Source organism: Acidovorax sp. GW458-11-26-14-TSB4 (assembly GCF_059423865.1).
Genome location: NZ_JBWKYR010000002.1, coordinates 322619 through 344286 on the forward strand (window position 1 = coordinate 322619; position 21668 = coordinate 344286).

Annotated in this window: 21 protein-coding genes; 12 read left to right on the forward strand and 9 right to left on the reverse strand. The window is 69.5% G+C overall.

All coding sequences use genetic code 11. The annotated features are described in order from the left end of the window. Nucleotides 1-30: 30 nt before the first annotated feature. Complete coding sequence (locus AC07X5_RS07950; protein ID WP_494769685.1) at nucleotides 31-1833, forward strand: feruloyl-CoA synthase; 1803 nt, start codon at nucleotides 31-33, stop codon at nucleotides 1831-1833. Here AC07X5_RS07950 and AC07X5_RS07955 read toward each other — a convergent pair. Further along, a complete protein-coding gene (locus AC07X5_RS07955; RefSeq protein ID WP_494769686.1) occupies nucleotides 1823-2653 on the reverse strand; it encodes a sulfite exporter TauE/SafE family protein in 831 nt (276 codons plus the stop codon). The two genes, AC07X5_RS07950 and AC07X5_RS07955, sit on opposite strands and share 11 nt — an antisense overlap. A gap of 110 nt (nucleotides 2654-2763) precedes the next feature. On the opposite strand from AC07X5_RS07955, the gene AC07X5_RS07960 reads away from it, so the two are divergent. Together AC07X5_RS07960 and AC07X5_RS07965 are read left to right on the forward strand one after the other, a co-directional pair. After that, nucleotides 2764-3528 carry an AraC family transcriptional regulator gene (locus tag AC07X5_RS07960; RefSeq protein ID WP_494769687.1) on the forward strand — a complete coding sequence of 255 codons (765 nt, stop codon included), beginning with the start codon at nucleotides 2764-2766 and terminating at the stop codon, nucleotides 3526-3528. A gap of 171 nt (nucleotides 3529-3699) precedes the next feature. After that, complete coding sequence (locus AC07X5_RS07965; RefSeq protein WP_409960022.1) at nucleotides 3700-4182, forward strand: HU family DNA-binding protein; 483 nt, start codon at nucleotides 3700-3702, stop codon at nucleotides 4180-4182. 111 nt (nucleotides 4183-4293) lie between these two features. On the opposite strand, the gene AC07X5_RS07970 is transcribed toward AC07X5_RS07965, so the two are convergent. From AC07X5_RS07970 to AC07X5_RS07980, 3 genes are all read right to left on the reverse strand, one after another. Continuing rightward, nucleotides 4294-5019, reverse strand: a complete 726-nt coding sequence (locus tag AC07X5_RS07970; protein ID WP_494769688.1) for an FTR1 family protein — start codon at nucleotides 5017-5019, stop codon at nucleotides 4294-4296. Nucleotides 5020-5589: 570 nt separating this feature from the next. Further along, nucleotides 5590-6051: a Fur family transcriptional regulator gene (locus AC07X5_RS07975; RefSeq protein ID WP_409960018.1), complete on the reverse strand. Its 462-nt coding sequence runs from the start codon at nucleotides 6049-6051 to the stop codon at nucleotides 5590-5592. Nucleotides 6052-6422: 371 nt separating this feature from the next. Then, nucleotides 6423-7310, reverse strand: coding sequence for a LysR family transcriptional regulator (locus tag AC07X5_RS07980; RefSeq protein ID WP_494769689.1), 888 nt, complete (start codon nucleotides 7308-7310; stop codon nucleotides 6423-6425). 109 nt (nucleotides 7311-7419) lie between these two features. On the opposite strand from AC07X5_RS07980, the gene argC reads away from it, so the two are divergent. Next, nucleotides 7420-8382: an N-acetyl-gamma-glutamyl-phosphate reductase gene (argC, locus tag AC07X5_RS07985; protein ID WP_494769690.1), complete on the forward strand. Its 963-nt coding sequence runs from the start codon at nucleotides 7420-7422 to the stop codon at nucleotides 8380-8382. A gap of 86 nt (nucleotides 8383-8468) precedes the next feature. Beyond that, nucleotides 8469-9452 carry a 2-dehydropantoate 2-reductase gene (locus tag AC07X5_RS07990; protein ID WP_494769691.1) on the forward strand — a complete coding sequence of 328 codons (984 nt, stop codon included), beginning with the start codon at nucleotides 8469-8471 and terminating at the stop codon, nucleotides 9450-9452. Here the strand turns inward: AC07X5_RS07990 and AC07X5_RS07995 are convergent. Beyond that, the gene (locus AC07X5_RS07995) at nucleotides 9437-10363 is read right to left on the reverse strand and encodes a LysR family transcriptional regulator (RefSeq protein ID WP_494769692.1); all 927 of its coding nucleotides are present in this window, start codon (nucleotides 10361-10363) and stop codon (nucleotides 9437-9439) included. The two genes, AC07X5_RS07990 and AC07X5_RS07995, sit on opposite strands and share 16 nt — an antisense overlap. A gap of 112 nt (nucleotides 10364-10475) precedes the next feature. Between AC07X5_RS07995 and AC07X5_RS08000 the strand changes: the two genes are divergently transcribed. The 5 genes from AC07X5_RS08000 to AC07X5_RS08020 all read left to right on the forward strand — a co-directional run bounded on the left by AC07X5_RS08000 (nucleotide 10476) and on the right by AC07X5_RS08020 (nucleotide 16177). Next, nucleotides 10476-11426 carry a hydroxymethylglutaryl-CoA lyase gene (locus AC07X5_RS08000; protein WP_494769693.1) on the forward strand — a complete coding sequence of 317 codons (951 nt, stop codon included), beginning with the start codon at nucleotides 10476-10478 and terminating at the stop codon, nucleotides 11424-11426. Nucleotides 11427-11451: 25 nt separating this feature from the next. Beyond that, the gene (locus tag AC07X5_RS08005) at nucleotides 11452-12618 is read left to right on the forward strand and encodes a CaiB/BaiF CoA transferase family protein (RefSeq protein WP_409956418.1); all 1167 of its coding nucleotides are present in this window, start codon (nucleotides 11452-11454) and stop codon (nucleotides 12616-12618) included. Between the two features lie 40 nt (nucleotides 12619-12658). Then, nucleotides 12659-13648 carry a tripartite tricarboxylate transporter substrate binding protein gene (locus AC07X5_RS08010; protein WP_494769694.1) on the forward strand — a complete coding sequence of 330 codons (990 nt, stop codon included), beginning with the start codon at nucleotides 12659-12661 and terminating at the stop codon, nucleotides 13646-13648. Between the two features lie 129 nt (nucleotides 13649-13777). Beyond that, entirely contained in the window at nucleotides 13778-15073 is a 1296-nt protein-coding gene (gene hmgA / locus AC07X5_RS08015) for a homogentisate 1,2-dioxygenase (protein WP_494769695.1), read from the forward strand. 54 nt (nucleotides 15074-15127) lie between these two features. Further along, nucleotides 15128-16177 (forward strand): Ldh family oxidoreductase, encoded by a 1050-nt coding sequence (locus AC07X5_RS08020; protein WP_494769696.1) that lies wholly within the window; start codon nucleotides 15128-15130, stop codon nucleotides 16175-16177. On the opposite strand, the gene AC07X5_RS08025 is transcribed toward AC07X5_RS08020, so the two are convergent. Continuing rightward, the gene (locus AC07X5_RS08025) at nucleotides 16167-17087 is read right to left on the reverse strand and encodes a helix-turn-helix transcriptional regulator (protein ID WP_494769697.1); all 921 of its coding nucleotides are present in this window, start codon (nucleotides 17085-17087) and stop codon (nucleotides 16167-16169) included. The genes AC07X5_RS08020 and AC07X5_RS08025 overlap by 11 nt on opposite strands. Before the next feature lie 126 nt (nucleotides 17088-17213). On the opposite strand from AC07X5_RS08025, the gene AC07X5_RS08030 reads away from it, so the two are divergent. After that, the gene (locus AC07X5_RS08030) at nucleotides 17214-18005 is read left to right on the forward strand and encodes a fumarylacetoacetate hydrolase family protein (RefSeq protein ID WP_494769698.1); all 792 of its coding nucleotides are present in this window, start codon (nucleotides 17214-17216) and stop codon (nucleotides 18003-18005) included. A 21-nt stretch (nucleotides 18006-18026) separates the two neighbouring features. Here the strand turns inward: AC07X5_RS08030 and AC07X5_RS08035 are convergent, their stop codons facing one another. Both AC07X5_RS08035 and AC07X5_RS08040 read right to left on the reverse strand, forming a co-directional pair. Next, nucleotides 18027-18710, reverse strand: coding sequence for a hypothetical protein (locus AC07X5_RS08035; RefSeq protein WP_494769699.1), 684 nt, complete (start codon nucleotides 18708-18710; stop codon nucleotides 18027-18029). A gap of 9 nt (nucleotides 18711-18719) precedes the next feature. After that, on the reverse strand, nucleotides 18720-19745 hold the full coding sequence (locus tag AC07X5_RS08040) for a TRAP transporter substrate-binding protein (protein WP_409955001.1): 1026 nt from the start codon (nucleotides 19743-19745) through the stop codon (nucleotides 18720-18722). A gap of 175 nt (nucleotides 19746-19920) precedes the next feature. On the opposite strand from AC07X5_RS08040, the gene AC07X5_RS08045 reads away from it, so the two are divergent. Beyond that, entirely contained in the window at nucleotides 19921-20742 is an 822-nt protein-coding gene (locus AC07X5_RS08045) for an IclR family transcriptional regulator (RefSeq protein ID WP_409954999.1), read from the forward strand. Here the strand turns inward: AC07X5_RS08045 and AC07X5_RS08050 are convergent. Next, entirely contained in the window at nucleotides 20736-21662 is a 927-nt protein-coding gene (locus AC07X5_RS08050; protein WP_494769700.1) for a LysR family transcriptional regulator, read from the reverse strand. The genes AC07X5_RS08045 and AC07X5_RS08050 overlap by 7 nt on opposite strands. Between the last annotated feature and the right edge of the window lie 6 nt (nucleotides 21663-21668).

Genomic DNA, 21668 nt, shown 5'->3' on the forward strand with positions numbered 1-21668 from the left:
CCCCCTCACAAGAAAACAAGAGACACCGCGATGCCCACCGATTTCGTCGACGATCCCGCCGAGCTGGCGCCCCCGAACACCGTCCACACCCCGCTGCCTGGCGGCGCCTTCACCCTGCACTCGCCCGAACCACTGGGCCTGTATGCGCGCTGCGTGGGCGAATGGCTGGAGCACTGGGCGCTAGAGACCGCCGACGCGCTGGCCCTGGCCGAACGCAGCGGCGATGGCGCGGACTGGCGCCGGCTGAGCTACGCCCAACTGCGCCAGGCCGTGGGTGCGGTGGCCCAGTCGCTGCTGGACCTGGATCTGCCTGCGGGGCGCCCCATCGCCATCCTGTCGGACAACGCGGTGGACCATGCGGTGCTGATGCTGGCCGCCATGCACATCGGCCGCACGCCATGCTCGCTGTCGAGTGCGTATGCACGCTCGCGCGACCCGGGCCGGCTGCACAGCATGCTGGCCGCGCTCGACCCCGCCCTGGTCTATGCATCGGACGCCCGCGCCTACGCGCCGGCCCTGGCAGGCTATGGCGGCAGCGCGGTGCGGGTATTCAGCCGCAACGCAGAGGAAGTCCCGGGCGCCCTCGGCTTTGAGCAGTTGCTCGCGGGCCGGGAAACGCCTGCGGTGATGCAGGCCTTCGAGGCCATCACGCCCGACACCCATGCCAAGTACCTGCTGACATCGGGCTCCACCGGCAAGCCCAAGGTGGTGATCAACACCCACCGCATGCTCTGCGCCAACCAGCAGATGATCGCGCAGATCTGGCGCTTCCTGGCCCACGAAAAGCCCGTGCTGGTGGACTGGCTGCCCTGGAGCCACACCTTTGGCGGCAACCACAACCTGAACATGGTGCTGTGCCACGGCGGCGCGCTGTACGTCGACGAGGGCCGGCCCGCGCCCGGCCTGATCGAGAAGACCCTGCGCAACCTGCGCGAGGTTCGGCCGACGCTGCTGTTCAACGTGCCGCGCGGCTTCGACATGCTGCTGCCCGCGCTCGAATCCGACCCGGCCCTGGCGGCCGAGGTGTTCTCGCGCCTGCGCTTGGCCTTCTACGCAGCGGCGGCGCTCGCACCCTCCACCTGGCAGCGGCTCGAGGCTGTGGCCGCGCGCGCCCGGCCCACGCAGCCGCTGTGGCTCACCACCTCCTGGGGTGCGACCGAGACCGCCCCGGCCATCACCACGGCCCACTGGCGCATGCAGGGTGCGGGCTGCATCGGCGCGCCGCTGCCGGGCCTCACGCTCAAGCTGGTGCCCAACGGGGGCAAGCTGGAGATGCGGGTCAAGGGCGTGTCGGTGTTCCCGGGCTACCGCAATGCACCGCGCGAAACCGAGGCGGCTTTCGACCAGGAGGGCTTTTACCGCATCGGCGACGCAGGCTATCTGGCCGACACCGGGCGGCCCGAGCGCGGCGTGGTGTTCAACGGCCGCGTGGCCGAGGATTTCAAGCTGTCCACCGGCAGCTGGGTCTCGGTGGGCACGCTGCGCGTGGAGCTGGTCTCGCAGCTGGCGCCGCTGGTGCAGGACATCGTGCTCACCGGGCACGACCGCGACGAAGTGGGCATGCTGGTCTTTCCCTCGGCCGCTGGCGCGGGCGATGCGCCGCGGCTGGAAGAGGCCCTGCGCAGCGTGATGCGTGCGCGGCGCGAGGCGGGCGCGGGCTCGTCGCAATGCCCCACGCGGGCGCTGGTGCTGCGCACGCCGCCCGATGCGGATGCGGGCGAGATCACCGACAAGGGTTACATCAACCAAAGCGCCGTGCTCGCCCACCGCGAGGAGGACGTACACGCCCTGCACGCCAGCCTGCGGCGCGCGGACGTGATCGTCAGCGCATGAGCATGGCCAGCAGCACCAGGGTCAGCAGCGCCAGGTAGACCTTGGCGTGCAGGCCATCGGGCAGGCGCCCCACGAAGCACCCGCCCAGGCGGATGCCGAGCCACGAGCCCACGACCAGCACCGCAAAGGCCCTGAGGTCCACGAAGCCCGCATGCCAGGCGCCCAGCGGCACGGACTGGTTCCAGGCCAGCAGCACGTAGGTGGCGGTGCCGGCCAGCGCCACCGGCAGCGACAGGGGATTGGCCGCCGCCGTGGCCTGCACCATGGGCGCGCCGCGCCGGCGCATCAGCGGCACCGTCATCACGCTGCCCCCCACGCCCAGGAACGCGGCCGCCGCACCGATGACCAGCCCCAGAACGGCAGTCAGCGGGCCGGAGGGCCGTCGCTTGGCGGCCTGGTCCGCTGCAGCAACGCGCGGCCGGATGAAGCCCGGGCGCAGCAGGCCGTCAAGGATGGTGAGCGCCAGGTAGGCAACAAAGGCCCAGCGCACCCAGTCGCTGCGCAGCGCGGTGGCGGCCGCTGCACCCGCCACCGCACCCGCCGCAATGGCCGCCAGCAGCGGCCGCACCTGCACCCAGTCCACATTGCCGGCGCGGTGGTGGCGCCGCGTGGCCAGGCCCGCGCCGACGATCATCACGCAGGTGGAGGTCGCCACCGCGACCTGCATGGCCGACTGGCCGACGGCACTGTCCGCACCATGCAGATGCACCAGGGTGCGGTAGAGCACGGGTACGACGACGAAGCCACCGCCAAAGCCGAAGAGCACGGTGGTGACACCGGCCAGGGTGCCGAACACGGCCAGGACGAGGTAGAACTCCATGCGCAGATCCAAGGGCAACAAGACACAGGCCCCAGCGTAGCCCGCAAGGCCCTGGCCCGCTTTCGCAGCCAGGACAATAATGTTTGCATTTCAGCCACTCGCCCAGGCCCATGCGCAACATTCCCCTGAGCACCGTCGATGGCGTGGACCGGCCGCTGCTGGCCATTGCCACCGACTACCCCGCGGGCACCTTGCTCGACACGCACAGCCACCGGCGCGCGCAGTTCCTCTACGGTGCCACAGGCAGCATGGAAGTCGGCACGGACGATGGCGCCTGGGTCGTGCCGCCGAGCTGCGGCGTGTGGATACCGGCCGGCAAACCGCACCGCGTGCGCATGCTGGGCGTGAGCACGCGCAGCCTGTACATCGAGCCGCGCGCCGCACCGCGGGCGGCCCTGCAGTGCGAGGTGCTGCAGGTCTCGCCCCTGCTGCGCCAGCTGCTGCTGGACTCGGCCGGCCTGCCGGCCGAGTACGAGCGGCGGGGGCGCGACGCCGCCCTGGTGCAGCTCATCGTGCACGAACTGCAGCGTGCGCCGACCCTGCCCTTCTTCGCGCCCATGCCGCGCGACGCGGCGCTGGCGGCCCTGTGCGCGCGCTTTCTGCACCGGCCGGATGTGCATGCGTCACCTGCCGACTGGGCGCAGCAGCTGCACAGGAGCGAGCGCGGCTTCACGCGCTTCTTTCGCCTGCAGACCGGCATGTCGTTCGGCGAGTGGCGCCAGCAGGCCTGCCTGCTCGCGGCCCTGTCGCGCCTGTCGCTTGGCGATGCGGTGACCACGGTCGCGCTGGACCTCGGCTACGAAAGCCCCGGCGCTTTTTCCACGATGTTCAGGAAGCGCCTGGGCACTCCGCCTTCGGCATTTCTGCGCGCCTGACAGTGCACAAAAACGCATTGCCGCCGTTGTAAAAATCACGCCAAGCAAAGGCCGCTGGGGTTTTGCGGTCTTGTCCTATAGCGTTCGCGCGCGCAGTGCTTCTAAAATCGCGCACCTCCTTGCATATGCGAGGAGGCCCATTGCAACTCTCGAAAACAAAGAATCATCATCATGGCAACTGCAAAGAAGACCGCTGCGCCCAAGGCAGCAGCACCCGCAGCGAAGAAGGCTGCAGCACCCGTGGCCAAGAAGGCAGCGCCTGCTGCTGCCAAGAAGGCCGCAGCACCGGCAGCCAAGAAGGCTGCACCCGCCGCCGCAGCAGCAACGCCTGCAGCGCTCAAGCCCATCAAGGCCGCCTTCAACAAGACGACCCTGGTGGCCCACCTGGCCGAGCAATCGGGCGTGGAACCCAAGGCCACCAAGGCCGTGCTGGCAGCGCTCGAAGCCGCCATCCTGGGCTCCGTGCACAAGAAGGGCTCCGGCGAATTCACGCTGCCCGGCGTGCTGAAGATCGGCCTGCAGCAAGTGGCCGCCAAGAAGAAGCGCTTCGGCAAGGACCCCTTCACCGGTGAAGAGCGCTGGTTCCCCGCCAAGCCCGCCAGCGTGAAGATCAAGACCCGCGCGCTGAAGAAGCTCAAGGACGCAACGGCCTGATCGCCACCCTGCACCCTTGACACAGGGCCGTGCGCGCAAGCGCCGGCCCTGTTTCATTTTTGGCCGCGCTGCCTGCACGGCCGCGAGGGCAGCGGCCCGCTCCGTTTTGCGCTATGCGCAAGTCTCTCGCCACCAGCTGCGCAGCACGCAGACCACGGGCATGGACATCAGCGCCGCGCACATCCATCCGTACCACCGGCCTTCGGGCAGTGCCGGCCGGGCCCAGGCCAGCAGTTGTGCATCCGCGCCCGCGGCGACCGACTCATGCGCGAACTCCGCCAGTGCCCCGAGCATCATCTGGATGGAGAGCAGCGACAGCACCAGCGCCGACACCCGAAAGGCCGCCAGCAGGCCGATGCGCGTGCTGATCTTGCGCGATGCGATGACCAGGCACACCACGCCGAGCACGCCCAGCGCGGCGCCGGCGAGCACGTCCAAGCCCTCGGCGCGCAACCACTGCGAGCGCAGGAACAGCCCCACCTCCAGCGTCTCGCGAAAGGCCACCACGGTGGCGAAGCCCAGGATCACGAGCGGGGCCGAAGGACGTTCAAGCCACACCTCTACCAGCGCCTGCGTGCGCGAGCGAATGGAGGTGGCGGTGACCAGCATGGTGCTCACCATCAGCAGCACGCCAACGGCCAGCACGAAGGTCAGGCCCGCAGTCCAGCGCGCGTCGATGTCCGAGGCAATGAGCCACAGGCTGAGCCCGGCACCGAGCGTGCAGCCCGCCACGGCACCGGCCGCCGTCCAGCGCAGCAGGTCCCCGGCGCGGGCAGAGCGCAGGCAGGCCACGAGCGAGGCCAGGATGAGAATCAGCTCGGCGGACTCCCGGAGCATCACCGCAAATGCATCGAACACAAGAATGGAACGCCTGGCGGGCGGTAGGGGTTAAGGATGCGTCTCATTATCGGCGCTTGCCTGCAGCGTTCCATTGGGACACTTGCGCAACCCGCCTGCCGACACGGCGCCGCGCGCCCCTCGACCCCGCCCCGACCTGCCCCCATGACCGACAAGGATCTCCTGGCCATCATCGACCGGGCCGTTGACGAATTCAATGGAGACCTGGACGAACTCGAGAGCGCCATTCCCGGACGGACACACCTGCGCAGCCGCCTTGATGGCCGGATGGTTGGTGCACGCCGTGCTCCAGGGCACGCGCCATGCGGCATGGCGCTGGTGTGCAGCGTGGCCTCCAGCCGGGTGTACTTGGGGGTCCACTCCCCCCGGATGTGCTGGGCGCCGTGCTGGCCGAAGCCGCCTGGCTCTTGCTGTGCCTGGCCCAGCAACGCGCCCTGCCTGCCTGCCTGCCAGCGGGGTCCAGCCAGCGCCGAATCCGGTGTAAGCGTCTTCACACGCTGTGGCGGGTTCCCCGGTGCTGCATCCCACAGGGTCCAGCGGGTCAGCGGCTCACGCACGCACGAGCAGCTCGCGCCCTTCGATCTCCAGGCCGAAGCGCCGGGCGGCGGCAACCAGGCGCGCATGGAGATCCGCGTCATCGATGGCCACCAACTGGCCGGTGCGCGAGCATCCGATGAGCAGCACGCTGGACTGGGGCTCGGCAGGCTTGACCAGGTAGACGGCCTTTCTGCTCTCGTCCCACACGCTGGAGACGAGCCCATGCTCGTCAAACTCCCGGATCACCCGGTAGACGGTGCTTGCCGATGCATGGGTGCCGCGCAGCAGCATCCGTTGGTACACCTCGTCGGCCGACAGGCCAAAGGGCTTGGCCCCGGCGATCACCTGGTAGATGCCGATGCGCGCGATCGTGGGCCGCAGGCCCGCCTTGCGCAGGCGCTGCAGTACCGGCGCACGCTCTGCCGCCGCATCCTCCAGGGGATTGGCCGCCTGCGCCACGGGAGCGGGGTGCAAGGGCTTGCGCAGCCTTGCGCTGCCCCCCAAGGTCCGGGCAGGAATGCCTTTGGGTGGGGTCGTGGGAGTCAAGCCCCGGCACCCCCGCCATCGGGGCATCGGCCTGGCGCGCAAGTCCCCCGGGTTCCCGCGCCAAGAGGCTCGTTCAGGGCAATGGCAAGGGGTGCGGCAAGGTTCATGAATGGGCCCGGCAAAGAGATCGACAGGTGTTGGCAAACCTAACCATGGGCCATCGACTCCGCGCCATCGAGGGGCTTGCGGCAGCAGATTCCGATGCCTGAACGCCTCTTGCCCTCCGACATACCGGCACCCACAGTAGTACTTTCAAATTCTACTCTCGAAGCATGCCAGCGCTGCCCGCCGAAGGGCACTCACGCCTGGCGCTGCTCTCGCAAGACTTCCAGCACGTGCTGCGTGGCTTTCTCAAGGGCCCCGGTGCAGTAGGCCAGGCCCAGGGGCCGCCACAGTGCGGGGCGCAGTGCCAGCATGGTGATGCGCGGGTCGGGCGGCGTGCTGCCCGCCGCCTCGTGCGGCAGCAGCGTGGCACCGTAGCCCGCAGCCACCAGGCTCTTGATGGCGTCGTTGTAGTTGAGCTGGATGCGGGCCGTGGGCTGCTCGCCTGCCGCTGCGAACCATTCGGCGGTCAGGCGCGACAGGCTGGTGCCCTCGTCGTTGAGAATGAGCGGCTGGCGCGCCAGCCAGTGCGGCGTGGCGCGCGTCGGGGCCTGCCACTGCGCGGGCACAAAGGCCATGACCGGGTCGCGCCGCCAGGGCTCCACCTGTACACCCCGCCGGGCGGACTGCGGCAGCGCCACCAGGCCCACGTCCAGCGTGCCGCCGGCCAGGCGCGCCATGGTGTCCTGCGAGGTCAGTACCGCCACCTGCACGTCGATGCCCGGGTGCTGCTGGCCCAGCACTTCAAGCGCCTGCGGCAGCAGGTGGGCGATGGCGCCGGTGGACGCCCCCAGCCGCACGCGCCCCGCCAGGCCTTGCACTTGGCGCTGCACCACGGCCAGGGTTTCGTCGGCATCGGCCAGCAGGCGGCGCGCACGCTCCACCAGGGCCTCGCCCACGCCCGTGGCGCGCACCTCGCCGCGCTTGCGCAGCAGCAGCGGCGCACCCACCTGGGCCTCCAGGTCGGCCATGTGCAGGCTCACCGTGGGGGCCGCCAGGTGCAGCACGCGCGCGGCCTCGGCAAAGGAGCCCAGGTCGGCGATGGTGACCAGGGTGCGCAGGCGATCAAGGTTCAGTTCACGCATGTCGTTCAGAAATTCTGACCCAGATGTTTGTGAAATTCAACTTTTCAAATTCTAGGCAGCGCCCGAAGATTGCGCATCACCCATTTGGCACCCCGCAGGAGCGAACCCCATGAGCAACAGCACACCACTTGTCTTCATTGATGGCGACCAGGGCACGACCGGCCTGCAGATCCACGAGCGCCTGCACGGCCGTACCGACCTGCGCCTGTTGACCCTGCCCGAGCAGGACCGCAAGGACCCGGCACGCCGGGCTGAGGCCATCAACGCCAGCGACATTGCCGTGCTGTGCCTGCCCGATGGCCCTGCGCGCGAGGCGGTGGCGGCCATCACCAACCCCGCCGTGCGCGTGATCGATGCAAGTTCTGCACACCGCACCACGCCAGGCTGGGTCTACGGCTTTCCCGAGATGGCCGCGGGCCAGGCCGAACGCATCGCCAGAGCACAGCGCGTGAGCAACCCTGGCTGCTATCCCACGGGCGCCATCGCGCTGCTGCGCCCGCTGGTGCAGGCCGGCCTGGTGCCGGCGGACCACCCCCTGGCCATCCACGCAGTGTCGGGCTACTCCGGCGGCGGGCGCGCCCGCGTGCAGGAGCACGAAGCCCCCGGCGCGCAGGCCCCGGCCTTCCAGGTCTACGGCCTGCGCCTGGCACACAAGCACACGCCCGAAATCGAGCGCCATGCAGGCCTGTCGGCGCGCCCCTTCTTCCTGCCGGCCTACGGCGCCTTCCGCCAGGGCATCGTGCTCACCATTCCCCTGCAGTTGCGCAGCCTGCCTGCAGCCACCAGCGCCGAAGCGATCCACCACGCCCTGGCGCAGCACTACGCAGGCCAGCGCCATGTGGAGGTGACCGGATTGGCCGAGGCCGAGTCCACCGAGCACCTGGACCCCGAGGCGCTGAACGGCAGCAACCAGCTGCGCCTGTCGGTCTTCGCCAACGCGCAGCACGGCCAGGTGCTGCTGGCTGCGGTGTTCGACAACCTGGGCAAGGGCGCCTCGGGCGCAGCCGTGCAGAACCTGGACCTGATGCTGGAGCACGTCGCCGAAGGCCGGGGCATTCTTCAGCCCGCCTAATCAATCCATCAGAAAGGATTGATTGTGGGGAACGGCAAAGCCGGGCAGACTCGCGCGCCTCACCACTCCACGACCAGGCAGGTTCCATGAAGGTTTGCATCATCGGCGCGGGCGCCATCGGCGGTTTTATCGGCACGCGGCTGGCCGCGGCAGGTCGCGCCCAGGTGAGCGCGGTGGCGCGCGGCGCCACGCTGGCGGCGCTGCGCGAGAAGGGCTGGCGCCTGCAGACGGCCGACGGGCTGGTGCAGGCACCCGCGCATGCCACGGACCAGCCGGCCTACCTCGGCGTGCAGGACCTGGTGGTCATTGCCGTCAAGGGCCCGGCCCTCGCCGGCGTGGCGCAGGGCATCGCGCCGCTGCTCGGCCCCGAGACCCTGGTGCTGCCCGCCATGAACGGCGTGCCCTGGTGGTTCTGCCAGGAGCTACTGGGCTTTGGCGGTGTGCCGCTGGCCAGCGTGGACCCGGGTGGCGAGATCACGCGCGCCATTCCCCTGGCCCAGGTGGTGGGCTGCGTGGTGCATGCCGCCACCTCCACGCCCGAGCCCGGCCTGGTGCTGCACAAGATGGGCCAAGGGCTGCTCATCGGCGAGCCCGGCGGTGGCCGCAGCGAGCGCGTGCAGCGCCTGGCCGAGCTGCTGAACCACGCGGGCTTCGAGGCCACGCACTCGGCCGACGTGCGCTACGACATCTGGTACAAGCTGTGGGGCAACATGACGATGAACCCGGTCTCGGCCATCACCGGCGCCACGGTGGACCGTCTGCTCGACGACGAGCTGGTGCGCGGCTTCTGCTCGGCCGCCATGCAGGAGGCCGGGCGCATCGGCGCACGCATCGGCTGCCCGATTGCGCAAAGCCCCGAGGAGCGCCATGCCCTCACGCGCAAGCTCGGTGCGTTCAAGACCTCGATGCTGCAGGATGCGGAAGCCGGCCGCGCGCTGGAGATCGACGCCCTGGTGGCCGCGGTGCAGGAGATCGGCCACCGCGTGGGCGAGGCCACGCCGAACATCGACGCCCTGCTGGGCCTGGTGCGCCTGTTCGGCCGGGTGCGCAAGCTCTATCCGGCCGCCTGACTCCCCTCGGCCGCCAGCGCCGCCTGGTGCAGGTGCTCCACCAGCATGCGCGCGGCGGGTGACAGCTTCTTTTCGTCGTGGAAGCAGACGGCAAAACGCCGCTGCGCCCAGCCGTCCGTGAGCGGCAGAACGCGCACGCCCAGGCTCGCGGCCACGGGCTCGGCCACCTCGCGCGGCACCACGGCAATGCCCAGGCCGGCACGCACGCAGCGCATGGACGCATCGAAGGTGCTGACCACCGCGCGGTAATTGACCGGCCGCCCGATGATCGCCGCCGCGCGCGCCAGCATGGTATGCACGGCGGTCGACGCGGGCAGGCCCACGTGGTCGAACGCCAGCGTGTCCTCGAACGCGCAGCGCTTGCGCCGCGCCAGCGGGTGCGACAGCGGGGTGATGATGGCCAGGTGGTCGCGCCGGTAGCTGCGGGTCTGCAGGCCATTGAGGTCCGCCGCATCCCAGCACACGCCCACGGGCACCACGCCCTCGCGCAGGCTGCGCACCAGCTCGCTGCTCACTGCCTCCTCGATGTCCACGCGGATGTCGCGGTGCGCTGGCACCTGCAGGAAGGCGGCGATGTCGTCGGGCAGGAACTCGGCAATCGAAGACACCGAGGCCAGGATGCGCACCTGCCCCGTGATGCCGTTGCCATAGGCCGCCATGTCGCGCCCCACGCGGTCGCCCGCGGCCAGCATGGCGCGGGCGTGCTGCAGCAGGATCTCGCCCGCGCCCGTGGGCACCACGCCGCGGCGGCGCCGGTCGATCAGCGCGTGGCCCACCTGCTGCTCCAGCTGCGCCAGGCGCTTGCTGATGGCAGAGGCCACGATGTGGTGCTGCTCGGCGGCACGGGCGATGTTGCGCGCCTCGCAGACGGCGACGAACAGGCGCAAGGTGGTGAGGTCCAGGTCTCGCATGGGTCTAAAGGGATCTGCCATTCCAATTTGGAACGCCAAAGCTTCCAGAATACCGCTTTTTCAATGCATCGGGAATGTCTACAGTGCCATCCAAGATCCTGGAGACAACGACATGCCCCCCACGAGCGCCCGCCTGCCCCGCGCCGCCACCATCCGCGAAGTCGGCCTGCGCGACGGCCTGCAGAGCATTGCCACCATCCTGCCCACCGAGTACAAGCGTGCCTGGATCCACGCCGCCCACGCGGCCGGCCAGCGCGAGATCGAGGTCGGCTCCTTCGTGCCCGCGCGCCTGCTGCCGCAGCTGGCGGACACGGGCGAGCTGCTGGCCTATGCCAAGACCTTGCCGGGCTTGTTCGCCTCGGTGCTGGTGCCCAACCTGCGCGGCGCCGAGAGCGCGATTGCGGGCGCAGCCGACCTGATGATCGTGCCGCTGTCGGCCAGCCACGCCCACAGCCTGGCCAACCTGCGCAAGACGCCCGACGAGGTGGTGGCCGAGGTGGCGCGCATCCGTGCGGCACGCGATGCAGCAGGTTCGCGCACCCTGATCGAAGGCGGCGTGGGCACGGCCTTCGGCTGCACGCTGCAGGGCACGGTGGACAAGGCCGAGGTGCTGCGCCTGATGCAGGCCCTGCTCGACGCCGGTGCCGACCGCGTGAGCCTGGCCGACACCGTGGGCTATGCCGACCCCGCCATGGTGCGCGACCTGTTCGAGGACGCCGTGCGCATCGCGGGCGAGCGTTTCTGGTGCGGGCACTTCCACGACACGCGCGGCCTGGGCCTGGCCAATGTCTACGCCGCGCTCGAAGTGGGTGTGGACCGCTTCGACGCCTGCCTGGCCGGCATCGGCGGCTGCCCGCATGCGCCCGGCGCCAGCGGCAATGTCTCGACCGAGGACCTGGCCTACCTGCTGGGCAGCATGGGCGTTGCCACCGGCATCGACATCGCCCGGCTGCTGGAACTGCGCGGCCAGGTGGCCGGCTGGCTGGCCGGCGAGACCCTGCACGGCACGCTGTGGCGCGCCGGACTGCCCAAGACCTTTCCCCAGGCAGCGCTTGCCGCCTGAATTGCCCCGCCACCAGGAATCTGCCATGAGCACCCCCACTGAAGCCCGCCTGCCCCTCACTGGCGTCCGCGTCCTCGAATTCACCCACATGGTCATGGGCCCCACCTGCGGCATGGTGCTGGCCGACCTGGGGGCCGAGGTCATCAAGGTCGAGCCGCCCGGCGGCGACAAGACGCGCGAGCTGCCGGGCCTGGGGATCGGCTTCTTCCGCTCGTTCAACCGCAACAAGAAGAGTGTGGTGATCGACATCGCCACCGAAGAGGGCCGCGCCACCGCAGCCGAGCTGGCAGGCACCTGCGACGTGGTACTGGAGAATTTCCGGCCCGGGCTGATGGCCGGCTTCGGGCTGGACTACGCCACGCTGTCCGCGCGCTACCCGCGCCTGATCTACGTGACACACAAGGGCTTCATGCCCGGCCCCTACGAAAACCGCCTGGCGCTGGACGAGGTGGTGCAGATGATGGGCGGCCTGTCGTACATGACGGGCCCGGTCGGCCGGCCGCTGCGCGCGGGCACCTCGGTCAACGACATCATGGGCGGCATGTTCGGCGCCATCGGCGTGCTGGCGGCGCTGCGCGAGCGCGACTTCACCGGCCGCGGCCAGGAGATCCAGAGCGCGCTGTTCGAGAACTGCGTGTTCCTGGCATCGCAGCACATGCAGCAGTTCGCCATGACAGGCGAGGCACCGCCGCCCATGCCCTCGCGCGTGTCGGCCTGGAGCGTGTACGACGTGTTCACGCTGGCCGGCGGCGAGCAGCTGTTCATCGGTGCGGTCAGCGACAAGCAGTTCCTCACGCTGTGCCGCGTGATCGAGGCGCCCGAACTGGCGGCCGACCCGGCCCTGGCCACCAACGCGCTGCGCGTGGCGGTGCGCCCGCAGCTGCTGCACAAGCTCGGCGCCATCCTGCAGCACCACCGCGTGCAGGAACTGGCACCGAAGCTGGAGGCCGCCGGCATCCCCTACGCCCCCATCGTGCGGCCCGACCAGTTGATGGACGACCCGCACCTCAAGGCCAGCGGCGGCCTGGTGCCCATGCAGACCGACGACGGGGGCACCACCGACGTGGTGCTGCTGCCCCTGCGCATGGACGGGCGCCGACCCGGTGTGCGCAGCCCGCTGCCCAAGGTGGGCGAGCACACCGAGGAAATCCTCGCCGGCCTGGCCCGCCGCGCCGACCGCGTACCCGCCTGACCCTTTTCACCACACAAGAATCATCCAGGAGACAAACACCATGCAAGCCACCCCCATCCCCCACCTGAACCGCCGCCGCGCCGCCCTGCTCCTCGCCGGCCTGGCCCTGTGCGGCGCCGCCGCCACCGTGCGCGCCAACGACAAGCCCATCCGCATGGTGCTGCCCGTGGGCGCCGGCTCGGGTGTGGACACCATCATGCGCGCCGCCGCGCCGCAGCTCATCAAGGCGCTGAACGGCCAGCCCGTGGCCATCGAGAACCTGCCGGGGGCCGGCGGCATCACCGGGGCCTCGGTCATCGTGCGCGCGCCGGCCGACGGGCTCACGCTGGGCGTGGTGTCCAACAACCACGTGGTCAACCCCAGCGTGTTCAAGAAGATGCCGTTCGACGCCGTGGGTGACATCACGCCGATCTCCGTCGTCGGCGCCACGCCCTTCGTGCTGGTGGTCAACCCCAAGGTCGCCGCCAAGAATGCCAAGGAGTTGCAGGCCCTGCTCAAGGCCAAACCCGACGGGTACAACTACGCCTCCTCGGGCAACGGCACCATCATCCACCTGGCTGGCGCCATGTTCATGGAAGCGGCGGGCGTGGATGTGCGCCACATACCCTACAAGGGCGTGGGCCCGATGGTCACGGACCTGATGAGCGGCCAGGTCGAGATGGGCGTGGTGGCCCTTCCCGCCGTGCAGGGCCAGCTCAAGGCCGGCTCGCTGCGCGCCATCGGCATCATGGGCAAGCAGCGCGTGCCCTCGCTGCCCGACCTGCCGACCATTGCAGAGCAGGGCTTCCCCGACGTGGACATTGCCGGCTGGTTCGCCGTGGTGGGCCCGGCCAAGCTGCCGGCCGCCGAGGTCAAGCGCCTGCATGCCGCCGTGGTGGCCGCCTTCGCCATGCCCGAAACCCGGGACGCCATGGCCAAGCAGGAGAACATCATCAACCCCATGTCGCCCGAAGCCTCGCTGCAGTTCTTCAAGACCGAGCAGGAGCGCTACGCGCGGCTGGTGAAGAAGGCGGGCGTCACGGTCGAGTAGGAATCTCCCTGGCCGCCGGCAGCGGTATTGCGGGCCGCGCAGGAAACCTGCGCGCGAACCGCCGCACAATGGGCCGTGAAGGCGCGGCCATCGGGGGCCGCGCCCACCCCCACCTTGCACGCCCACACCATGAGCACCCCTTACCAATCCGGCTTTGGAAATGAATTCGCCACCGAGGCGCTCGCGGGCGCCCTGCCCGTGGGCCGCAACTCGCCGCAGCGCTGTCCCTACGGCCTGTATGCCGAACAGCTGAGCGGCACGGCCTTCACCGCGCTGCGCGCGGACAACCGCCGCTCCTGGCTGTACCGCATCCGCCCGTCGGCCATGCATACGCCGTTCGAGCGCATCGACCATGGCCGCATCGTGAGCGACTTCAGCGCCGTGCCCACGCCGCCCAACCAGCTGCGCTGGAGCCCCCTGCCCATGCCCACGGAGCCCACCGACTTCGTGCAGGGCATCGTCACCATGGCCGGCAATGGCGACCCACACGCCCAGAACGGTGCGGCCATGCACCTGTACGCGGCCAACCGCTCCATGGAGCGGCGCGTGTTCTACAACGCCGATGGCGAGATGCTCATCGTGCCGCAGCAAGGCCGCCAGCGCTTCGTGACGGAGCTGGGCGTGATCGACGCCGAGCCGCAGGAGATCGTGGTGATACCGCGCGGCGTGCGCTTTCGCGTGGAGCTGCCGGACGGCGAGGCGCGCGGCTACATCTGCGAGAACTATGGCGCCAACTTCCGCCTGCCGGACCTGGGGCCCATCGGCTCCAACGGCCTGGCCAACCCGCGCGACTTCCTCACACCGCATGCCGCCTACGAGGACATCGACGCGCCGCACGAGCTGGTGGCCAAATTCATGGGCCACCTGTGGGCCGCGAAGATGGAGCACTCGCCCATCGACGTGGTGGCCTGGCATGGCAACTACGCGCCCTACAAATACGACTTGCGTCGCTTCAACGCCATCGGCTCGATCAGCTACGACCACCCGGACCCATCGATCTTCCTTGTGCTGCACAGCGCGTCGGACACGCCGGGTGTGAGCAACATCGACTTCGTGGTCTTCCCGCCGCGCACCCTGGTGATGCAGGACACCTTCCGTCCGCCCTGGTTCCACCGCAACACCGCCAGCGAGTTCATGGGCCTGGTGCACGGCGTCTACGACGCCAAGGCCGAAGGCTTCATGCCCGGCGGCGCCAGCCTGCACAACAGCATGACCGGCCACGGGCCCGATGCCGAGACCTTCGAGAAGGCCAGCAATGCCGATCTCTCGATGCCGCACGCCATCAAGGACACCATGGCCTTCATGTTCGAGACCCGCTGCGTGCAGCGCCCCACGGCGCAGGCCCTGCAGTCGGCCCAGTTGCAGGACGACTACTACCGCTGCTGGCAGGGCCTGCGCAAGCATTTCAACCCCGAGCGGCCCTGACCTCGCGGGGCCCGGGCTCCGATGGTCGCGGCCGTGCATCCAAAGTCCCTTCGCATGACCGCAGCTGCCCTGCTCCCTGCCCCCACCCTGCTCGCCTGGATGGCCGATGTGCTCATGGCCCAGGGCGTGGCCGCACAGCCTGCCCTGCAGACTGCAGGCCTGCTGCTGCGCACCAGCCTGCGCGGCATCGACACGCACGGCATCTCGCGCCTGCCGGGCTATGTGGAACGGCTCGCTGCCGGCGAGGTGAATCCCCGCGCCGTGCCGCGCATCGAGTCCGATGCCGCCGGCTGGCTGCGCTGCGATGGTGACGGCGGGCTGGGCCAGGTGGTGGCCAGCTTCGCGCTGGAGCAGGCCATGGCCCGGGCCCGCCAGCAGCCCCTGGTGGCCTGCCACATCCGCGCCACCGGCCACCTGGCCGCGCTGGCGGTGTACGTGGCGGCAGCAGCGGAGCAGGGCTTCTTCGCCTTCCTGTGCCAGCGCACGCCACCGGTCATGGCGCTGCCGGGCGCCAGCGGCCCGGTGATCGGCAACAACCCCCTGGCCTTTGCCCTGCCGCTGGCAGGCCACGCGCCCCTGGTGTTCGACATGGCCAACAGCGTGGTGGCACGCGGCCACGTGGCCCAGGCCGTGCGCGAGGGGCAACAATACATTCCGCCCGAATGGGCGCTGGGCCCCGATGGGCAGCCGACCAGCGACCCCGCCCTCGCCCTGCAGGGCGCCATGCAGCCCATCGCCGGGCACAAGGGCCTGGGGCTGGCGATGCTGGTCGAGTGCCTGGCGGCGAGCATGGGCGGCGTCACCTCGGCACCGGAGGCGGGCGCCGGTACAGCAGGGTCCGCCGCCAACGCCAGCGCCTTTGCGCTGGTGATCAACCCTGCATTGACCACCGGGCGCGAGGCCTTGGATGCCAGCGTACAGGCCTGGATGCAGACCTACCTGGCGGCCAGCGGCCCTGGCGCCCGCTACCCGGGGCAACGCCAGGCCGAGTGCGAGCAGCAGCGCAGCCGCGATGGCGTGCCCGTATCCGCCGGCCTGCTGGCCGAGTTGCGGGCAGTGGGTGAGCGCGCGGGCCGCCCGCTCCCGGCAGGCATCACCCCGTGAGCCTGGCCTGCTGGCGGAACTGGCGCGGCGTGAGCCCGGCTTCCTGCCGGAAGCGGCGGCTGAAATAGGCCTCGTCGTGGAAGCCGCTCTGGCGCGCGATCTCGCGGATCAGGGTGTCGGAACCGGCGAGCAGTTCGCGCGCATGCTCCAGGCGCCGCTCGGTCAGCAGCTCGGTGAAGGTGCGCCCGGTCTGCTTCTTGAGCAGGTGCGCAAGGTAGTTGGGTGACAGCGCCACGGCCGCGGCCGTGTCGGTGAGCGCGATGTCCTCGTGCGAGTGCTCGCGCAGGTGGCGCAGCGCGCGCTGCAGCGCATCATGGTGCACCCCGCCCTGCCGGTGGTGGCGTGCGGCCTGGGCGTGCAGGTCGGCGGCGAAGCGCGTGCAGGCCAGGCCCAGCAGCTGCAGCAGGGTGCCGCGGATGCTGGCCGCCGAGCCCAGCGTGCGCGGCTGGTTGTGCACCACCAGGGCATCGAGCCACTGGAGGATCTGGGCAAAGTCCTCGGGGCCGAATATGAAGTCCAGGTGCTCCTGGAACAGGAAGGGCGCCAGCTCCGGGTGCTGCGCCATGCGCACGTCCTCCAGGTCCAGCGCGGGCACGTCGAGCTCGGGCCAGAGAAAGCGCTGGTCGAAATTGATGATGGCATAGCGCGCGCCCACCGGGTGCGGCACCACGTGCATGCGGTAGGGCAGCACAAAGCTCAGCGTGCCTGCGCCGAAGGGCCGCGTGGCCGTGCCCACCACCTGCCGGTCGCCGCCTTCCAGGCTCACCTGGATCTGGAAATACTCGTGACGGTGCGGGCGGCTGAGCACGTCGCGCGCACCCTGGAAGCGGATGTCGAAATCCAGGTGCTGGGCGCGCTCCTGCATGCCGTACAGGCGTGCATGGGCGTTCGGTCGGGACGGGGAAGGCATGCGCACATGGTAGCGGCTGGTGCAGTGTGGGCCCAGTCCGGTTTGGCCGTAGATGCGTGCAAGTCGCCCAGGCTCCAGGGCCCAACAATCGCTGGCACACCACTACAACGCCAGGAGACAAGCACCATGGACCAACCCCGACGCAACATCTTGACCCACTCCGCCCTTCTCGCCACCGGCGCCGTGGCCGGCTGCGCCCTGCCCGCAGGCGCCAGCAAAGCCGCCGCCACCCCCTTCGACCTGCCGCAGCCCACGATTCCCATCGTGGGCAGCGACCAGGTGTTTCCCGTGCGCCGCGTCTACTGCATCGGCCGCAACTACGCCGCCCATGCGCGCGAGATGGGCTCGGACCCGACGCGCGAGCCGCCCTTCTTCTTCCAGAAGCCGGCCGACGCGATCCAGTTCGTGCAGCCCGGCGTGGTGGCCGACCATGCCTACCCCACGCTCACCAAGAACTACCACTACGAGGTGGAGCTGGTGGTGGCCCTCTCCAAGGGCGGGCGCGACATCCCGGTCGAGAAGGCGCTGGACCATGTGTTCGGCTACTCGCTGGGCCTGGACATGACGCGCCGCGACCTGCAGCGCGAGATGGGCGACCAGAAGAAACCCTGGGAGATCGGCAAGGCCTTCGACCAGTCCGCACCCGTGGGCCCGCTCTACCCGGTCAGCCAGGTCGGCCACATCAAGGAGGGCGACATCTGGCTCAAGGTGAACGGCACCACCAAGCAGAGCGCCACGCTGCAGCACATGATCTGGTCGGTGGCCGAGCAGATCAGCCGCCTGTCCCGCGCCTTTGAGCTCAAAGCCGGCGACATCATCTACTCGGGCACGCCCGAAAACGTGGGCTCAGTGGTCAAGGGCGACGAGATCGAAATCCACATCGACCGTTTTCCCAACCTGAAGCTGCGCATCGTCTGACCGCAACGCGCTGCGGGGCTGCTAACCCAGGTCCTGCGCCGTGTTGGAGTGCGCCAGTGCGTAGAGGCAGCGCAGCGCGCCAGCTTGCGCACCGCCGGCCACCAGCGCAGCCTCCGACAGCTCAGCACCGGCCAGTGCTTCCAGCGCCGCCCGCTCGTACCCGCAGGCGATGAAGACCCAGTCGGCCGCCGGATCGGGCCCGCCGCGGATCTGCTGCTCCGTGGTGGTGGCGATCTGCGGCGTCTGGTTCTGCAGCAGGTGCCCGGCCGTGGTGCCGGGGCGCGATGACAGCGAGCCTGCCAGCGCACCCAGGTGGGCACGCAGCCGCTCGCCCGCCCCCTCGGCGGGCGACAGCCGCACCGTGAGCGCATGGCGCGACAGCGCGCCGCCGCGGCTTTCCAGCACGCGGCACTGGCTGCGCACCATGTGGCGGTGGTGCGGCATCATCTTTGTGGACCAGGGCGAGGGAGCGTTCAGGCGCGCCAGGTAGGCATCACAGAACAAGGTCTCGTAAGCCGCCAGTTCGTACAGCACGAAGAAGCCTTCGCCGCCGTCCACCGCGGACCAGCGCGAGCCCCGGTGGAAGCCGGGGATGCCCATGCGCTCAGGGAAGTGTTCGTGCGTATGCCAGTCCTCGAACTCGGCGCGGTGGGCAGGTGCGATGTCCCACCACATCGCCAGGGCGGCGTCACCCAACAGTGCCATGGCCCGCCCTCACTTGCCGCCGCGCATGCGCGCGAGCTCGGCGTTGACCTGGGTCATCAGCGGCTCGCCGACTTCCTTGGCGAACTTGTCGACCACGGGCTGCACCTTCTGGCGCAGGCGCGCCAGCTCGGCCGGCGCCACCTCGTTGACCTGCATGGTCTTGCGCAGGTTGGTGATGGACTCCGCCTCCTTGGCCTGGGCGATGCGGCGTTCTTCCTGCTTCGCTTCGTTGGCGGCATCGGTGATGAGCTTGCGCTCTGCCTCGGACATGCCGTCCCAGGTCTTCTTGCTCATGAGCACGGGCATGCCGGTGTAGACATGGCGCGTGAGCGAGAGGTACTTCTGCACCTCGGCAAACTTGGCCGATTCGATCACGCCCACCGGGTTGTCCTGGCCGTCGATGGCCTTGGACTCCAGCGCGCCGTAGACCTCGCCGAAGGTCATGGGCACGGGGTTGGCGCCCAGGGTGTTGAACATGTCCAGGTAGATCGGCGAGGCGATCACGCGCAGCTTGAGGCCCTGCAGGTCTTCGTGCCTGGCGATGGGGCGCTTGCTGTTGGTCATGTTGCGAAAGCCCAGGTCCCAGATGCCCAGGCCGACGATGCCGTGCGCAGCCAGCCCGGCCTGCAGCTTCGTGCCCAGGGGGCCATCGGCCAGGCCATAGGCTTCCTGCGGGCTGTCGAACAGGAAGGGAAAGTCGAACACCATGAACTGCTTGTCGATGCCGGCCAGCAGGCCCGTGGCCATGGACGCGAAATCGAGCGTGCCACCGCGCACGGCCGACAGGTTCTGCGTGTCGCTGCCCAGCACGGCATTGGCGAACAGCGTGACCTTGATCTTGCCGCCGCTCTTTTGCGCGACCAGATCGGCGAACTTCTGCGCGCCCTGGCCGAGCGGGTGGTCCTTGGCCAGGCTGAAGGCGAACTTGAGGTTGCGCTCCTTGATGTCCTGGGCCAGCGCCGAGGGCGCGGCACAGGCGAAGGCCAGGGCACCGATGGTGGCCAGCGCCGCACGGCGCAAGGTTGAAGTGGTCATGCTTGTCTCTTCCTTTCTTTCGTGATGGATCGTGGCGGCCTGCCGGGTGAAGCCCCCCTGCTTCGCTGCACGAGGCGCATGGTATCCATATTTTCTGAACACCATTCAACATTTACATATCATTCAAAAACTGAAAGGCTGCGTATGATCGCGTCATGAACCCGAAGGAGACCCCATGAGCGGAGCGCTCGAAAAATCCCTGGCCATCCTGGAGTACCTGGTCGCGCACCCCGATGGCGTGGCGCTGGCGCGCATTTCCACCGACCTGAACATGCTGCGCAGCGGCTGCCACCGCACGCTGCACGAGCTGATCGGGTATGGCTATGTGCGCCAGATGCCGCACAAGGGCGATTACGCGCTCACCACCAAGATGGCCTCGATGGGCCTGAGCTTTCTGAGCCGCTCGGGCGTGGTGGACATCGCCCAGCCGGTGATCGACCGGCTCGCGCGCACCACCGAGGAACTGGTGCGCCTGGCCATCGTGGACGGCGACCGGCTCACGCTGGTGGCCAAGGCACAGGGCGCCCGCTCGGGCCTGCTGTACGACCCGGACATGGGCATCGACCTGCGCCTGTCGTGCAGCGCCGCAGGCCACGCCTGGCTCATGACATTGCCCGAGGACGAGGCCGCCGCGCGTGTGTCGAAGCAGGGCCTGGGCAGCCCGCGCCAGTTCGGACCCAATGCGCCCACCTCGCTCAAGGCGCTGCAGACGGCCCTGAACGCCCACGCCCGGCGCGGCTACAGCCTGATCCAGGACGGCTATGCGCCCGGCATGAGCTCCATGGCCGCGCCCGTGCGCCGCAAGGGCGAGCCCACCACGGGCGTGCTGGTCATCGCGGGGCCATCGGCCCGGCTCACGGCCAAGGCCATGGCCCGCTTCGGCCCGGACCTCATGGCCGCGGCGGACGAGCTGGCCCTCGCAGGCCAGGCGTCACCGCTGCTCAAGTCTGCCAATGTCGGCACCTGGGGCAACAGAACAGACGACGACCGCTATTGAGCCGAGCCGCCTGCATAGTCCGAATGCAGGTCGAACACCAGGGTGCGCAGCCACTGGTTGGCCGGGTCCTTGTGGTACTTGGCATGCCAGAACAGGTTGATGGCGATGCGCGGCAGCTTCACCGGGTGCGGCCGCACCGCCAGGCCGAACGGCTCCACCATGCGCGCGGCCAGCCGCTCGGGCACGGTGGCGATGAGGTTGGTGGACTGCAGGATGTGGCCGATGGCCACGAAGTGCGGCACCTTGAGCTTCACGCGCCGCTGGGGCGTGTGCCGGTCCAGGATCTCGTCGACCTGGCCGTGGCCGGTGCCGGCCGAGACGATGGCCACATGCTCGGCCGCGAAGAAGTCGGCCAGGCGCAGCTGGCGGCGCTGCGCCAGCCGGTGGTCGGCGCGCAACAGGCACACGTAGTCCTGCTCGAACAACCGGCGCTGGAAAAAGCCGGCCTTGAGCTGCGGCAAGAGGCCGATGGCCAGGTCCACCTGGCCGGCTTCCATCGCGTCCCTGAGGTTCACGGCGGTGTTGCGCACTGTGCTGATGCCCACGCCGGGCGCCAGTTCGCCGAGGTGCTGCATGAGCTGGGGCAGGAAATAGATCTCGCCGATATCGGTCATGCCCACCGTGAAGCTGCGCTGGCTGCTGGCGGGGTCGAAGGCGTTGCGCGCATTGACGGCGCCATGGATCATGCCCAGCGCATAGCCCACCGATTCGGCCAGCTGCTCGGCGAACGGCGTGGGCTGCATGCCGCTGGCGGTGCGCAGAAACAGGGGGTCGTCGAACTGCCGGCGCAGGCGCGCCAGGGCATTGCTCACCGCAGGCTGGCCCAGGCCCAGGTTCTCGGCCACCTTGGAGACCTTGCGCTCGGCCAGCAGTTGGTTGAAGACCACCAGCAGGTTGAGGTCGATGTCCTTGAGTTCCATGGCCTG

What these genes read in the sequence shown, in the direction of transcription:
- AC07X5_RS07970 (WP_494769688.1), bottom strand. Translation starts at nt 5,019, where the DNA reads ATGCTCCGGGAGTCCGCCGAGCTGATTCTCATCCTGGCCTCGCTCGTG.
- AC07X5_RS08020 (WP_494769696.1), top strand. Translation starts at nt 15,128, where the DNA reads ATGACCGCAGCTGCCCTGCTCCCTGCCCCCACCCTGCTCGCCTGGATG.
- AC07X5_RS07965 (WP_409960022.1), top strand. Translation starts at nt 3,700, where the DNA reads ATGGCAACTGCAAAGAAGACCGCTGCGCCCAAGGCAGCAGCACCCGCA.
- AC07X5_RS07995 (WP_494769692.1), bottom strand. Translation starts at nt 10,363, where the DNA reads ATGCGAGACCTGGACCTCACCACCTTGCGCCTGTTCGTCGCCGTCTGC.
- AC07X5_RS07960 (WP_494769687.1), top strand. Translation starts at nt 2,764, where the DNA reads ATGCGCAACATTCCCCTGAGCACCGTCGATGGCGTGGACCGGCCGCTG.
- AC07X5_RS08005 (WP_409956418.1), top strand. Translation starts at nt 11,452, where the DNA reads ATGAGCACCCCCACTGAAGCCCGCCTGCCCCTCACTGGCGTCCGCGTC.
- AC07X5_RS08010 (WP_494769694.1), top strand. Translation starts at nt 12,659, where the DNA reads ATGCAAGCCACCCCCATCCCCCACCTGAACCGCCGCCGCGCCGCCCTG.
- AC07X5_RS07955 (WP_494769686.1), bottom strand. Translation starts at nt 2,653, where the DNA reads ATGGAGTTCTACCTCGTCCTGGCCGTGTTCGGCACCCTGGCCGGTGTC.
- AC07X5_RS08025 (WP_494769697.1), bottom strand. Translation starts at nt 17,087, where the DNA reads ATGCCTTCCCCGTCCCGACCGAACGCCCATGCACGCCTGTACGGCATG.
- argC (WP_494769690.1), top strand. Translation starts at nt 7,420, where the DNA reads ATGAGCAACAGCACACCACTTGTCTTCATTGATGGCGACCAGGGCACG.
- AC07X5_RS08050 (WP_494769700.1), bottom strand. Translation starts at nt 21,662, where the DNA reads ATGGAACTCAAGGACATCGACCTCAACCTGCTGGTGGTCTTCAACCAA.
- hmgA (WP_494769695.1), top strand. Translation starts at nt 13,778, where the DNA reads ATGAGCACCCCTTACCAATCCGGCTTTGGAAATGAATTCGCCACCGAG.
- AC07X5_RS08000 (WP_494769693.1), top strand. Translation starts at nt 10,476, where the DNA reads ATGCCCCCCACGAGCGCCCGCCTGCCCCGCGCCGCCACCATCCGCGAA.
- AC07X5_RS08040 (WP_409955001.1), bottom strand. Translation starts at nt 19,745, where the DNA reads ATGACCACTTCAACCTTGCGCCGTGCGGCGCTGGCCACCATCGGTGCC.
- AC07X5_RS08030 (WP_494769698.1), top strand. Translation starts at nt 17,214, where the DNA reads ATGGACCAACCCCGACGCAACATCTTGACCCACTCCGCCCTTCTCGCC.
- AC07X5_RS07950 (WP_494769685.1), top strand. Translation starts at nt 31, where the DNA reads ATGCCCACCGATTTCGTCGACGATCCCGCCGAGCTGGCGCCCCCGAAC.
- AC07X5_RS07990 (WP_494769691.1), top strand. Translation starts at nt 8,469, where the DNA reads ATGAAGGTTTGCATCATCGGCGCGGGCGCCATCGGCGGTTTTATCGGC.
- AC07X5_RS07980 (WP_494769689.1), bottom strand. Translation starts at nt 7,310, where the DNA reads ATGCGTGAACTGAACCTTGATCGCCTGCGCACCCTGGTCACCATCGCC.
- AC07X5_RS08035 (WP_494769699.1), bottom strand. Translation starts at nt 18,710, where the DNA reads ATGGCACTGTTGGGTGACGCCGCCCTGGCGATGTGGTGGGACATCGCA.
- AC07X5_RS08045 (WP_409954999.1), top strand. Translation starts at nt 19,921, where the DNA reads ATGAGCGGAGCGCTCGAAAAATCCCTGGCCATCCTGGAGTACCTGGTC.